Annotated in this window: 12 protein-coding genes; 3 read left to right on the forward strand and 9 right to left on the reverse strand. The window is 52.9% G+C overall.

Features of this window, described 5'->3' with window-relative positions; genetic code table 11:
- Nucleotides 1-328 precede the first annotated feature (328 nt).
- From NG99_RS12215 to NG99_RS12220, 3 genes are all read right to left on the reverse strand, one after another.
- The gene (locus tag NG99_RS12215; protein WP_084110511.1) at nt 329-1,321 is read right to left on the reverse strand and encodes a hypothetical protein; all 993 of its coding nucleotides are present in this window, start codon (nt 1,319-1,321) and stop codon (nt 329-331) included.
- A 48-nt stretch (nt 1,322-1,369) separates the two neighbouring features.
- Nucleotides 1,370-1,525 carry a hypothetical protein gene (locus NG99_RS29710; protein ID WP_198138765.1) on the reverse strand — a complete coding sequence of 52 codons (156 nt, stop codon included), beginning with the start codon at nt 1,523-1,525 and terminating at the stop codon, nt 1,370-1,372.
- Between the two features lie 284 nt (nt 1,526-1,809).
- Complete coding sequence (locus tag NG99_RS12220) at nt 1,810-2,898, reverse strand: oxidoreductase (protein ID WP_034892913.1); 1,089 nt, start codon at nt 2,896-2,898, stop codon at nt 1,810-1,812.
- A 201-nt stretch (nt 2,899-3,099) separates the two neighbouring features.
- On the opposite strand from NG99_RS12220, the gene NG99_RS12225 reads away from it, so the two are divergent.
- Both NG99_RS12225 and NG99_RS12230 read left to right on the forward strand, forming a co-directional pair.
- Nucleotides 3,100-4,164 (forward strand): sugar ABC transporter substrate-binding protein, encoded by a 1,065-nt coding sequence (locus tag NG99_RS12225; RefSeq protein ID WP_034892914.1) that lies wholly within the window; start codon nt 3,100-3,102, stop codon nt 4,162-4,164.
- A gap of 8 nt (nt 4,165-4,172) precedes the next feature.
- Nucleotides 4,173-5,414, forward strand: coding sequence for an LVIVD repeat-containing protein (locus tag NG99_RS12230; protein WP_034892916.1), 1,242 nt, complete (start codon nt 4,173-4,175; stop codon nt 5,412-5,414).
- A 207-nt stretch (nt 5,415-5,621) separates the two neighbouring features.
- Here the strand turns inward: NG99_RS12230 and NG99_RS12235 are convergent, their stop codons facing one another.
- The 3 genes from NG99_RS12235 to NG99_RS12245 form a co-directional block, all read right to left on the reverse strand.
- The gene (locus NG99_RS12235) at nt 5,622-6,362 is read right to left on the reverse strand and encodes an SDR family oxidoreductase (protein ID WP_034893166.1); all 741 of its coding nucleotides are present in this window, start codon (nt 6,360-6,362) and stop codon (nt 5,622-5,624) included.
- 360 nt (nt 6,363-6,722) lie between these two features.
- Nucleotides 6,723-7,805 carry a mechanosensitive ion channel family protein gene (locus NG99_RS12240; protein ID WP_034892919.1) on the reverse strand — a complete coding sequence of 361 codons (1,083 nt, stop codon included), beginning with the start codon at nt 7,803-7,805 and terminating at the stop codon, nt 6,723-6,725.
- Between the two features lie 297 nt (nt 7,806-8,102).
- Nucleotides 8,103-8,708 (reverse strand): TetR/AcrR family transcriptional regulator, encoded by a 606-nt coding sequence (locus tag NG99_RS12245; protein ID WP_034892922.1) that lies wholly within the window; start codon nt 8,706-8,708, stop codon nt 8,103-8,105.
- Nucleotides 8,709-8,852: 144 nt separating this feature from the next.
- Between NG99_RS12245 and NG99_RS12250 the strand changes: the two genes are divergently transcribed.
- On the forward strand, nt 8,853-9,254 hold the full coding sequence (locus tag NG99_RS12250; RefSeq protein WP_034892924.1) for a RidA family protein: 402 nt from the start codon (nt 8,853-8,855) through the stop codon (nt 9,252-9,254).
- 189 nt (nt 9,255-9,443) lie between these two features.
- Here the strand turns inward: NG99_RS12250 and NG99_RS12255 are convergent, their stop codons facing one another.
- From NG99_RS12255 to NG99_RS12265, 3 genes are read right to left on the reverse strand one after another with little or no spacing between them, the layout of a single operon-like run.
- Nucleotides 9,444-10,535: an ABC transporter ATP-binding protein gene (locus tag NG99_RS12255; RefSeq protein ID WP_034892927.1), complete on the reverse strand. Its 1,092-nt coding sequence runs from the start codon at nt 10,533-10,535 to the stop codon at nt 9,444-9,446.
- Between the two features lie 14 nt (nt 10,536-10,549).
- Nucleotides 10,550-11,677, reverse strand: a complete 1,128-nt coding sequence (solA, locus tag NG99_RS12260) for an N-methyl-L-tryptophan oxidase (RefSeq protein ID WP_034892930.1) — start codon at nt 11,675-11,677, stop codon at nt 10,550-10,552.
- Nucleotides 11,678-11,689: 12 nt separating this feature from the next.
- Nucleotides 11,690-12,760, reverse strand: a complete 1,071-nt coding sequence (locus tag NG99_RS12265) for an aldo/keto reductase (protein WP_034892933.1) — start codon at nt 12,758-12,760, stop codon at nt 11,690-11,692.
- Nucleotides 12,761-12,762: the final 2 nt, after the last annotated feature.

Consider the following 12,762-nt stretch of genomic DNA (forward strand, 5'->3'; position numbering starts at 1 on the left):
GTTTAACTTGACCAGTACATGATGAGCCAGGAATCAGGCTGAGTACGCAGAAAATTGCAGACCTGGCTAAAAGCGAAAATGCGGCGTTGGTAGTTTACGGACATGACTCCGGGCAATGGTCTTCGTTACGTCTTTCCCCTGCTTTTTATGAATGATTTACCAGGTCAGGATTTTCTAAACTCGTTGACAGACATTACGTTTGTAACGTCCGCTCCCGGGACAGGGCAGCCCCGGGTTTGTACATCGCCCACTGTGAGCGAGGAGCCGATATTAATACTCAGCTATTAATCTGAAAGATGGCTACTAAAACCGTGGCGATTCACTGCAGCTAATCATCACGGCGATTACGTTCATATCCTCTCCGTCCTCTTACCGCCTGTTCATTGTTGAGCGTAATATAGCGTTTAAATCGGTCACGCAACTGCGCAAGTCTCAGTGGCAGATCTTTGGTGACTAAGGCTTCTGGGATATTAAAGTCATCAGGATGCTCTACCAGAAATTGATGCACTCGTTCCAGTACGTCTAACAGTGTTATGTTGTTACTTTGCTGCTTCTCCAATAACGGCCCCTGCCAGGTGTGCCAGAATGCCTGCTGACGAAGACAATTCTCATTGCTCGCCAACTGCCAAAGTTCCATAAACATTTCCCGAGCAATCCTGTACGGTTCAACATCAAACTGGTCGATAAGAAAGAAGTAACATGGGATTTTAAGCGCGTTGATTCGGGCGATCTCAATTTCAGGGGCACGTCGTAAATCAATGAGGTTACTGAAGCGGGAGCGCATACAGGCAATAGGATTCAAGACCCTGACCTTTTCGCTCATTTCCGGCATACCGGGGCCGGTTGCCTCCACATAAAACGGGGTGGTATGAAGGTAAAGTTTATCCCCCAGAAAATCAGAACGCTCAAAACCTCCGGGCCGGTCGATAATATCCACCGTATTTGCTTCGTCTGGCGCATTCGGGTTGGCAAATTTACGCCCATCATCCTGCTTGATATCGTGCGTGTCCTGATCTATCAGCATGAACTGCGCGAGGGATGGTGGCTGGCCGTCTTTGTTCTGCCACGTCTTAACATTGAGTGTTTTGGCTATGGCCGCAATGTCCTCTTTCCGGGCGCTATAGTCGCAGTCAACAGAAGTGACGAGGCGTTCGTCAGGCAACCTGTCTCCGTATTGTGCATGATAATAGGATATCCAGTATTGCACGGCCTGGCCGCCGACTGTAATAACGGCATATTTGAACTGGTCAGCATTGCAGATCAGCTGCTGATTTTGCAGATACATCTGCTCATAGGAGGGAATAACGTCTTGAACAGGCATAAAAAAACCATCAGCGAATGATGGTTTATTGTGCTTCAAAGTTCGGGATCAGGCAAAGGCGATAGCGTGGGCAAACTTGTTGCTGGCTGACTTGCTGAAACGACTTTTCACGGCGGGTTTGTACCCGGCACGACCATGCGCAACTTGCACTGCTAAGGCATCGTAGCGTTCATGCTGCTTCTGTTTAGCTTGTGCGGGAGACATAATCTTGTACCTGACTGTAGTTATAAACAAATAAGTTGCAGTAACTATACGTCACCAATCCTCGTTTCGCAATAGTATACTATTGATGCAACCAGGGTGTACTTTCAAAGTACAAAGTAAGTAGCTAACTTCCAGATTGAAGCACTGACCTGCTCTCCGTTGATTAATACACCGTGATGTTATTAACGTCTTCATCAGTAACGTGAGGGCATCGCCATGAAGAAGCGTAGCTGGAGCAAGAATCCTGAGTGGCGCTCTGCTCAGTGCCCTTGACCGGATGGCGCTTATTGCCCCAGCGCTTCCACCTTTTCCAGCGCCGCCCGTAAGGTGGCAGGCGTCAGCGTAATTGGCAAATAATGAATCGACTCCACGGGACGTAACGTGTGTTGAATGATACGGTCAACTTGATCTCGTTGCTGAATGTCAATCGCCAGTTGAGCCAGCGTAGTGGGGAGTTCGAAGCGTTTATAGGCTTCAATCAGCTGTGCGGTGACGTCATCCTGTCCCAGCAGCGCACTCTGCACCAAAATGCCGTACGCCACTTTGGTACCGTGCAGGAACTGCGCCGTTTGTGGCAGAACGGTTAAACCATTATGTACAGCATGCGCTGCTGCAATGCGCGTATAGCGTTCCCCCAATCCGCCGACCATCCCCCCTCCCGCCACAATAGCATCCACCACATCGCAAAACGCCTGGGTTAATTGCTGCGCCCGCTGGTCAGCCAATGCTGACTCGCTTTTTTTTAACAGCAGATCGCGCACGGTTTTCGCCACATCCAGTCCAAGACGGACCGTAAGGGGTAACGCGGCAGGGTCGGTTGCCAGCACTACCGCTTCATACCATTTCGCCAGGGTATCCCCAATGCCCGCCAGTAAATAACGCGAAGGGGCTTGCAGGATGATTTGCGGCTCGAGCAGCAATAAATGGTTGGCCTTGGGGAATATCTCAAATTTGAGAGCCTCGCCCGCATCGTTGTACCAGACCGACAACGGTGTCCAGGCCGCGCAGGTCGCAGCAATGGTAGGAAGAGTGACCACAGGTAATCCCAATCGGTGTGCCAGCGCTTTCGCGGTATCCAGTACCGTGCCGCCCCCGACGCCAATCACCACATGACGATCCTCCCCCGCCACCTGCGCCAATGCGGCTACTTCAGACTCGCTGCAATGCCCACTAAAAACAGAGAGCTTTGCGCCCGGCAAATCCAGCCAGGGCTGTAACCACGGCCGGGCTGCAGCGAGTGCCTGTTGCCCGGTGACCCAAAACGCCTTACACAGCTGGGCCTCACTGTAGTAATCCGCTAAACGGGCTATCGCACCGGGATGGGAATAGTAATTGGCCGGCCCTGGCACGACCTGAATATGGTGCTCGCTCATGAGATTTCCCCGCAGAAATAATTCACTATAGTCTGCCGCCAGCACCGGCAAAACTAATGATTTATATGGCTTAACTTATGCATTTTACTTGATTGCCAAATTGCTAAAGAGGATAAAAAATCCGCTCAGATCTCTTATTTATTACAACCAAAATCTGGCGGATCGCCATCTGCAACTTATTCATCTTTTTTCGGGGAAAATATGAAAAATTGGGCCTTTTCACTGGTTACGCTGGCTCTGCTTAGTACCGCAGCCGCAGCCGCAGTTTCATTACCGCCCTTGCCCGCTAAACTGGCAGCGCATCAGGGTCCGGTACGGATTGCGGTGATCCGTAACCTGGGATCTGACGATAACACGACACAGTTTGTTGCCGGTGCTATTCAGCAAGGTAAGCAATTGGGCTTTAAAGTCAGCACGTTTCTGAGTCAGGGTGACGATGCACGATTTCAGGACTTCGTAAACCAGGCAATCAGCCAAAAATACGACGGCATTATTCTGTCGCAGGGCCGCGCGCCCTACTCCGAAAATTTGGTGAAACGCATTCACGACAACGGTATTGCGGTATCAGTATTTGATACCGCAGTGGATAACGTACCAGATGGCGTGACGGTGACTCAGCAGGACGATGCCTCGTTAACACAGGAATCGCTGAAACCGTTGATCAAGGATTTCAACGGTAAAGCCAACATCGTCAAGCTGTGGGTGGCGGGTTTCCCGCCAATGGAGCGCCGTCAGGCCGAGTGGCAGCGCATTGCCAAAGCCAATCCGGGCATTCATGAACTGGAGTCTGTTGGCGCGGTGTCGGCGGATGTACAGGGCGATACAGCCAACAAGATTGGGGCGATTCTGGCAAAGTATCCCAAAGGCAAAATCGACGCGATCTGGGGCGCCTGGGATGCATTCAGCCAGGGTGCATACAAAGCATTACAGGAGAATGGCCGCACCGAGATAAAACTCTACAGCATTGATATGTCAAATCAGGATTTACAACTGATGCGCGAGAAAAACAGCCCATGGAAAGTCAGCGTGGCGGTCGATCCCAGGCTGATTGGTATAGTGAACATGCGTCTGCTGGCGTACAAGATTGCCGGTGAACCCACACCTTCTCACTATGAATTTAAAGGTGCGGTGATTACCCAGGAATTGATAAATAGTCAGTCAGGCGTGGCGAACGTGGCAGGATTGCAGAAAGTAATCCCCGGCTGGGGCCAGAGCAGCGATTTCGTTGCCCCGTGGTTTGCCACCCTTGCCGCGAAAGCCAGGTGAGGTTACGTATGACACAGCTTTCCAAACCGGAATACAGCCGCAATATGCGGCTAATTGGTCACAGCCATCAGGGCGGCCGCCCTGATGGCGTACAGGTCATGGTACATCGCGGCTTTGCCTATATTGGTCATATGGTATCGCAGGGATTTAGCGTGGTTGACGTGCGCGATCCGCGTCAGCCAAAAACCGTTAATTATGTTGCCGCGCCGCCCGGCACCTGGAGTGTGCATCTTCAGGCTCACGATGACTTGCTGCTGGTAATTAACGCGCGCGATCTGTTTGCCGATGTGCGTTTTGCTGATGAGAAGGTTTACTACACTCAATCAGTCGGCAACACCACCGCCGATATTCAGGAGAAGAGCTGGCAATCAGGTCTGAGGATTTTTGATATCTCATCGCCTGAGCAGCCGCAAGAGATTGCTTTTCTACATATCGACGGTATAGGCATTCACCGTATCTGGTATGTCGGTGGACGCTGGGCCTATGTTTCTGCGTTGATCGACGGTTTCAGTGATTATATTCTGCTGACGATCGATCTGGCCAACCCGCGCCAGCCACAGGTAGTGGGCCGATGGTGGTTACCGGGCATGCATACGGCAGGCGGTGAAAAAACCGATTGGGAACAAAACAAACGCTACGCGCTGCATCATGCGATTATCAGTGGCTATACGGCATACGGTTGCTGGCGCGATGGCGGCCTGACATTGCTGGATGTTACCGATCGGGCGGCGCCGCAGTTAATTAGCCATCGCAACTGGAGCCCACCGTTTGGTGGGGGTACGCATACAGCTCTGCCTTTACCAACGCGGGATCTTCTGGTGGTGCTGGATGAAGCCGTGCTGGACGAGCAGCAGGATGGTGAGAAGTTAATTTGGCTCTTTGATATTCGTGAACCCGCGAACCCGATTAGCATTGCCACCTTTCCGCAGCCGAATGAACTTGATTACGTTGCCAAAGGCGCCCATTTCGGTCCTCATAACCTGCATGAGAACCGTCCCGGCAGCTTTATAAGCGATACTCTGATTTTCGCTACCTATCAGAATGCCGGTGTGCGCGCCTATGACATCTCCAATCCCTTTCAACCGAAAGAAGCCGGAGCGCTGGTACCCGCTGCCCCCGCACGCATGATGGATAAGCGCCCGGATCGTCCTCAGGTCATTCAAAGTTGTGATGTTTTTGTCGATGCGCAGGGCATTATTTACAGCACCGATTACAACGGCGGGTTGTCAATCATTGAGTATCTCGGATAACACCACTTAACAAAAACCCGACATTACGCAACAGACAGCAGGCTGGCAAAGAAATTACGCTTTTTGTCGGCCAGCCATAACAAATCGTGACATCAGAATAACTGTCACTTAGGGTCAATACGCCGAGCGTCATGGAGTCAATACACTGGCGTTAAACATATTCATAAATGGCGCCCGATGCAGTGTGCAGTTAAGTCGGAGCGATCTTCAGTAATGTACTAGTCCACCATCTACGGCGTACTGGCTGCCGGTAACATAGGAGGCGTCATCGGAAAGGAGGAAAAGCGCAACTGCGGCAGCTTCTTCTGCTGTTCCTGCCCGGCCGAGAGGAACCTGGCTGACCACAAAATCCTCAAACTGCTGACGCGACTCTTCAGGCATAAAATGCCTGAAGTTAGTTTCAATCGGGCCCGGTACCAATGTATTGGCGCGGATACGGCGTTCAGCCAGTGCAGAGGCCCAGCTTTTAACCATAGCGATAATGGCGCCTTTCGTTGCTGCATAGAGGCTGGTCATTGCCGCACCTTCATAAACAGAAGAAGATGAGGTGACAAGAACTGACGCACCGGAATTGAGTGATCCAGAGAGGGCTGCAAGCTGTAGCATCGGACCACGGACATTAGCATTCATCATACGAGTAAATGCATTTGCCGTTACAGACTCAGGAGAGCCTACCTCTGCGAAGCCGGCATTAAGCCATAATCCGTCAAGTGAACCCCAGCCGCTTATAGCTACCTGAAGATCACTTATATCTGCTTCGCTGGCAGCATCGTTTTTCAGAATAAGAGATGACTCAGGCAGCAGGCTACGGGCGCGCTCCAGCCTTTCATCATTGAGCCCGGTAATGGCTACATGACCGCCCTCACTAACAATGCGCTGTGCACCTGCCAGTCCCATGCCACTGGTACCGCCAGTGATTAGTATGCGTTTTCCCTGAAACCTGCTCATGATTACTCCCTCTTTGGCTTTAAAATCATCTGTTACCTTACGAAAAATAAACATCAGCCGTCATCTGTTTCATCACGTAACGATGACATTTCTGCTTCAAACTCCGCAATTGCCACATAGCGGACAGACTAGCCGAGCTGCCAGGTCGGCTAAGAGCGAAAACCGGAAGTTCGCAACTCCAACTGACCTGCTCCCCGTTAATCAACACAAACTAATGTCAGCAACGTCCGCTCCTGGCACAAAACAGCCTGTAAAAGGCTCAATGTGCCAACTTAGAGCGAGGAGCGGAAGTTCAGTTGTCCTGGTGCTCACGCAGCACGCTGTGCCTTCCACGGTAAACCGAAAAATGAAAATGATTAACTACTGACCTTTAGGACTATCGGCTACCGAATCGGTCAGCGTAGCCCTCACGCGAGGAAGGCTCTGCGGATAATTTTGCTGAATAAACTCAATCATTTTTTCCCGCACGTAGCAGCGTAAATCCCAGGCCGTTGGGGAATTCTGTGCCGTCATCAATAATCTGATAGTCATGGTTTTGTCAGTAGTATCGGTTACCTGGAGCACCTGGGTCTGTTGATCCCAGAGTTTTGTTTCACTGAGGACTTTTTCAAAATGCTTGCGGAGAGGATCTAATGGCATGGAATAATCGAGGTAAAGAAAAACAGAGCCTAATATCTGTGCGTTATTACGCGTCCAGTTCTGGAAAGGATTTTCTGTAAAGTAAGTAATGGGCAGCACCAGTCGGCGCAGATCCCAGATACGCACAACGACATAAGTCAGATTGATCTCCTCTATCCAGCCCCATTCATTTTCGACGACGACAGCATCATCAATTTTTATAGGTTGCGTAAAAGCTATCTGAATTCCGGCAAACAGGTTGACAAGCGACTTCTGCAGGGCAAACCCAATGATTATTCCGGCAACCCCTGCGCCGGCTAAGATTGTTGTGCCGAATTTTCGAAAACCGGGAAAACTGAGAAGTATCAGAGTAAGACAGAATGACACGAGTAGGACAATAGCGACCTTTTTTACATACATTATCTGAGTGCGAATTTTACGGGCACGAAGATTATTCGAAAGATTAATGTCATAGCGGATAAAAAGCATATCCTGCGCAACATTAATCAATCGAATAAAAATGGAGCAAAATGATAATATAATAAAGGTATTAAGGGTGGACGTAATAAAACCGAGAGAGTTTGGCTGAATGGTAATATAATTAATCCCTACATTTATTAACAGTAAGGGAATGAAAAGAAACATTGATCCACGAAGATTTTTTTCAAGTGATTTGAAGAGCTTCCGGTCTCGATTCTGCCAGTAGCGGATGAACCGGAGAAGTATAAATCGGGCCAGAAATCCCAGTGCGAGCGAGAGAGTGACGAGCAATACCGCAGGCACCCAAGTTGGAGCACCAGATAACTCATCGAATATCGTTAGCATTCTTTTCCCTTATATCCAGTCAACAACCTCTGGTTGTCAGATCAGTAATAAAAATTCAGTAACCGTTGTCTTACCGGTTATCTGCGGAGTAAATGGTGAACGCACATGAGTTTATGAGAAATGAAGTTAACTGAATTTTTTAACATAAAAAAAACCTCGCGAGGAAACCGATAATTTAAGCGTAGCATAAATGCAACTCACTGAAATTAATGATGACGTTTCGTTTACTCAATCCGCTAGCAGGGCCTTGCCCACGCGATCAAGTTGTCGCCCGTTCCCTCCCCCCTACCAGCGGCTTCATTGGGGTTTATCAGGACGATTACGCAATCCGCTTGCCAGTAGCGTAAACACCTCAATAACTTTTGGCAGCGCCTGCTGTGGATCGTCGCTGCTCGCTATCCACAGCGCGGCATTCAGCGCGGCACTATTTAACAGACAGGCGGCGGCATCCGCATCCACAGGTTTGAGTATGCCCTGTTCGATCATCTTTATAACGCTCTGGCGGGTAGCGTCAAGGCAGCTATTCTGGCTCGGCCATTGTGCGGGATCGCCAAGAAAAGCCGGACCATCAAGCAGAACGATGCGCCTCACCTCTGCATCCAGTGCCAGCTTGATGTAGGCAATTCCTTCAGCCAGCAGCCTTTCCCAGTCGTCACTGGCGGTAGCGGCGGCAGCTTTCGCTCGCTGTGCCATTTCACCATCCACCCGGTCGACAACAGCGGCAAGTAGCCCTTTTTTATCGCCAAAATTGTGGTACAGCGCGCCGCGTGTCAGACCGACGCTGGCGGTTAGTTCATCCATTGATGCGGCGGCAAACCCTTTTTCGGCAAATGCTTTTCGCGCTGCCGTAATCAGTTTCTCGCGGTTCTCTTCCATCGTTTCGGTGCGGCGTTTGGCAACCATGCGCTCTCCTTTTGACATACATAGCGTATGTCATTTGACATACGAGGCGTATGTGTGATTAATTTAGCATACGCTGCGTATATTAAATTAATTATGCGAGCCGTGCATCCCGCATGACACGCTGACTCAAGAAAAGGAAACGCTATGATCCACCGTGAACCTGTCTTCCCTGCCAGTCGCCACGAACTTTATGAAAAGCACGGTTATTCCGCCGCGATCCGCTCTGGCGATCTGCTGTTTGTTTCGGGTCAGGTAGGTAGCCGCGCCGACGGTACGCCGGAGCCTGATTTTGCCGCGCAGGTGCGGCTTGCGTTTGATAACCTGGAGGCAACGCTTGCTGCCGCAGGGTGTACGTTCGACGATCTGATTGATGTCACCACCTTTCATACCGATCCGGAAAATCAGTTTTCAACGATTATGCAGGTGAAACAATCTATTTTTCCGCAGCCGCCTTATCCGAACTGGACTGCCGTTGGCGTTAACTGGCTTGCTGGATTCGATTTTGAAATTAAGGTCATTGCCCGCATCCCAGCACATCAGGAATGAAAACCATTCCCAGTGGATACCGCAGAACAATTGCAGGCAAAGTCATGGTGCCGGGGAAGAGCTGTCCCGGCACTTTTGACCGGCTGATTGACAGATTGCGATACTTCTGGGAAATCCCGCATATATCCCCTTCTGCCGCCAGGCGCCCGTTTTAACATGGCGCGCCCTTAACCCCGGCTCCCAACCAACTCACAGCCGGGGAAATGCCTTACCGCTGGCAGAGAACAGTTGAACATAGCGGCTGCTGATACCCAACTGTACCGCCACGCCGACTTTACGCTGCGATTCCCCGGCAATACGCTGTATCAGCGGCTCCTCAACCCCTTCAACCTGGTAATAGAGCAACGTTTCGTGACCAAGGTTTTCACTCAGCATCAGCGTAGCGGCCAGCTGCGGCCCGACGGCATCCTCTGAGGATAAATGTTCCGGACGCACTCCCAGCCATGCCTGCTCACCCGCGACGGCATAACGACCATCCGCCGCCACCACCAGCGGTACATCGCCAGGCAAACTGATTGTAATGCCCTGCTCGCTGTTCTCCTCGATCCTCACCGGCAGAATATTCATTCGCGGCGAACCGATAAAGGTAGCCACTTCCAGCGTGGCCGGATGATGATACAACGCCAGCGGCGTCCCCACCTGGGCAACACTGCCCGACGACATCATGACGATGCGATCCGCCAGGGTCATCGCCTCCACCTGATCGTGAGTGACGTAAATCATGGTGGAGCGCAGCTTTTGATGCAGACGCGCTATCTGTACGCGCATGTCCACGCGCAAAGCGGCATCGAGATTGGATAAGGGTTCATCAAACAGAAACAGGGCTGGCTCTTTCACCAGCGCGCGGCCAATGGCCACCCGCTGACGCTGTCCGCCGGACAGCATCGCCGGTTTACGCTCCAGCAGCGGCGTGAGCTGTAAAATACTTGCCGCCTCACTGACCCGCCGGGCGATCTCTGGTTTCGGCCGCTTCGCCAGCGTCAGGCCATATGCCATATTCTCCGCAACCGTCATATGCGGGTAGAGGGCATAAGACTGGAATACCATGCCGATACTGCGCCCCTGAGGCAGCGTATCGTTTATCAGTTGACCATCCAGAAACATCTCGCCGGTACTGATATCTTCCAGGCCCGCGATCATCCGTAGCAGCGTGGATTTACCGCTGCCGGACGGGCCGACAATCACCACAAATTCGCCTTCCTCAATGGTCAGATCGATGTCCTGTACCACGCTCTGACCGTGGAAAGTTTTTCCCACGCCCCGTAATACTAATTGTCCCATGTCGTTCTCTGTTGTTATAAAAACCGCTGCGGAGCGATAAACGCCGTGTCGAGCTCAACCGTCTTGCCAACCGCCTCTGCGGCGATGATCTCACCGATAGCCGGGGCATGTTTAAAGGCATGACCGCTGTCACCGCCTGCCACCAGCACGTTTCTGCGGTAGCGTCCGACGATAAACTGCGCATCAGGCGTACGGGTGATCATGCACGGATGGGCGCTAACCGGTTGCGCATCAATCCCCCCCAGCCACTGGCTAACGGTCTGGCGCAGCTCGGCGGTATCCTCGCGAGTGATATGCCGGTCAATATGGTCAGGATCGAGCGAGCTACGGGGTACGCCGATATCACCAAGACCAAGCTTCACCGCTCCGCCGGGTAAAGCGCCGTGGCCCCACAGGGTCAGCGCCGGGTGAATTTCACGCACAAACACCGGAAACTCAGCCAGGCCGTAGCCCGGCGCAGCGTCAAACCAGGTCATCACCGTGCGAATAGGATCGAGCGGGAGATCAGGAGCAAAACGCGCTAACCAGGCCCCGCTCGCCAGCACGACCTGATCGGCCCGCACTTCCCCTGCCGAGGTAGCAATACGCACCCCGTTGCCGTCATCCTCAATCGCCCTGACGCTCACCTGCGTCAGCACCTTTGCCGACAGCTCTCCGGCGCGCTGCAATGCCGCGCGAATAAAACCTTCCGGGTTCGCCACTCCCGCTTCAGCATCAAACACCGCCACATCATCAGCGCGTAACCCGAGATGCTGCGGCTGCCGCGCCGCAAGCTCTGCGGCGGTCCACAGGTTCAGCGTTACGCCGAGCCGTTCTGCGGCCCGACGCGTGCCGCTCACCGCCAGTGAATCGGGATGGCCGATAATGGTTCCTCCCGTCACCGACAGCAGGCTTTCTCCCGTGTGCTGTTCCAGTTGCTGAAACAGGTTACGGGATAAGCGGGCATACTCCCCCAGCGCAGGGTGCTCCAGGCAGAAAGTACGGAACAGCCGGGTCTGACCGTGGGTAGCGCCGAGATCGTGAGGCGGAGTAAACCGATCAATGCCGATCGCCCTCACCCCCCGTTCCGCCAGACGCCACAGCGCTGCGGCCCCCATCGCGCCCAGCCCCACCACCGCCACATCATATTGCTGACCTGCCACGTCATATTCCTTTTACAGTTCGGACGACACTTTCCACGGATTTACGCCGCCATCGTGCACCGCGAAGTTGTCAATCTGCGCCAGTTCTTCGCTGCTGAAGGCCAGGTTATCCAGCGCTTTCAGATTCTCAGCCAGCTGCTCTTTGCTGGAAACGCCCACCAGCGTCGAAGCCACGCGCGGGTCGCGCAGCGTCCAGGCTATCGCCAGCTGCGACAGCGTCTGGCCGCGTTCCGCCGCGATAGCAGCCAGCCCGCGCAGACGGCGAAGGTTGTCTTCGGATTGCGCCTCAGCGGTGATATAAGTACGGCGCTGCGCACGCTGCACCTCAAACCCCTGCAAATAACGATCGGCCAGCAGCCCCTGCGCCAGCGGCGTGAAGGCTATCGCCGCCGCGCCGGACTGCGCGAGGTCGCTCAGCAGTTCGTCTTCAATCCAGCGGTTAAGCAGCGAGTAAGATGACTGATTGACCAGCAGCGGCGTGCCCAGCTCTTTAGCAATGCTGAGAGCCTCGCGGGAACGTTGCGCCGAATAGGACGAAATACCGACATACAGCGCTTTCCCCTGACGGACGAGGGTGTCCAGCGCTTCAATGGTTTCATGCAGCGGCGTGTCCGGGTCATAGCGATGGGAATAGAAAATATCCACATGATCGAGGCCCAGACGTGCCAGCGATTCATCAATGCTGCCCAGCAGGTGCTTTTTACCGCCGAGACGGCCGTTTGGCCCAAGCCACTGCGGCCAGCCCGCTTTGGTGGCAATCACCAGCTCATTGCGGTACGGGCGGAAGTCTTTACGCAGTATGCGGCCAATGTTCTCTTCGGCAGCGCCCAGCGGCGGCCCGTACTGGTTGGCGATATCAATGTGGTTAATGCCGTTCTCAAAGGCAAAACGGACGATGTCGCGCTGCTTCTGGAACGGCGTGTCGTCGCCAAAGTTGTACCAGGTCCCGAGCGCGAGGGGCGAAACCACCAGACCACTGTTGCCGACCCGGTTATAGGCATACCGCTTGAAACGGTTTTCGGGCGGCGTCCACGGGGTATTGGGGTCCGGTCGCTCATCAAGAAATTCAACGCGTTGTGTCATGC

The organism is Erwinia typographi, from assembly GCF_000773975.1.
Classification (GTDB): Bacteria; Pseudomonadota; Gammaproteobacteria; order Enterobacterales; family Enterobacteriaceae; genus Erwinia; species Erwinia typographi.

Bases quoted from the DNA above. Each gene is read 5' to 3' on its own strand.
- NG99_RS12215 (WP_084110511.1), bottom strand. From the start codon at position 1,321: ATGCCTGTTCAAGACGTTATTCCCTCCTATGAGCAGATGTATCTGCAA.
- NG99_RS29710 (WP_198138765.1), bottom strand. From the start codon at position 1,525: ATGTCTCCCGCACAAGCTAAACAGAAGCAGCATGAACGCTACGATGCC.
- NG99_RS12220 (WP_034892913.1), bottom strand. From the start codon at position 2,898: ATGAGCGAGCACCATATTCAGGTCGTGCCAGGGCCGGCCAATTACTAT.
- NG99_RS12225 (WP_034892914.1), top strand. From the start codon at position 3,100: ATGAAAAATTGGGCCTTTTCACTGGTTACGCTGGCTCTGCTTAGTACC.
- NG99_RS12230 (WP_034892916.1), top strand. From the start codon at position 4,173: ATGACACAGCTTTCCAAACCGGAATACAGCCGCAATATGCGGCTAATT.
- NG99_RS12235 (WP_034893166.1), bottom strand. From the start codon at position 6,362: ATGAGCAGGTTTCAGGGAAAACGCATACTAATCACTGGCGGTACCAGT.
- NG99_RS12240 (WP_034892919.1), bottom strand. From the start codon at position 7,805: ATGCTAACGATATTCGATGAGTTATCTGGTGCTCCAACTTGGGTGCCT.
- NG99_RS12245 (WP_034892922.1), bottom strand. From the start codon at position 8,708: ATGGTTGCCAAACGCCGCACCGAAACGATGGAAGAGAACCGCGAGAAA.
- NG99_RS12250 (WP_034892924.1), top strand. From the start codon at position 8,853: ATGATCCACCGTGAACCTGTCTTCCCTGCCAGTCGCCACGAACTTTAT.
- NG99_RS12255 (WP_034892927.1), bottom strand. From the start codon at position 10,535: ATGGGACAATTAGTATTACGGGGCGTGGGAAAAACTTTCCACGGTCAG.
- NG99_RS12265 (WP_034892933.1), bottom strand. From the start codon at position 12,760: ATGACACAACGCGTTGAATTTCTTGATGAGCGACCGGACCCCAATACC.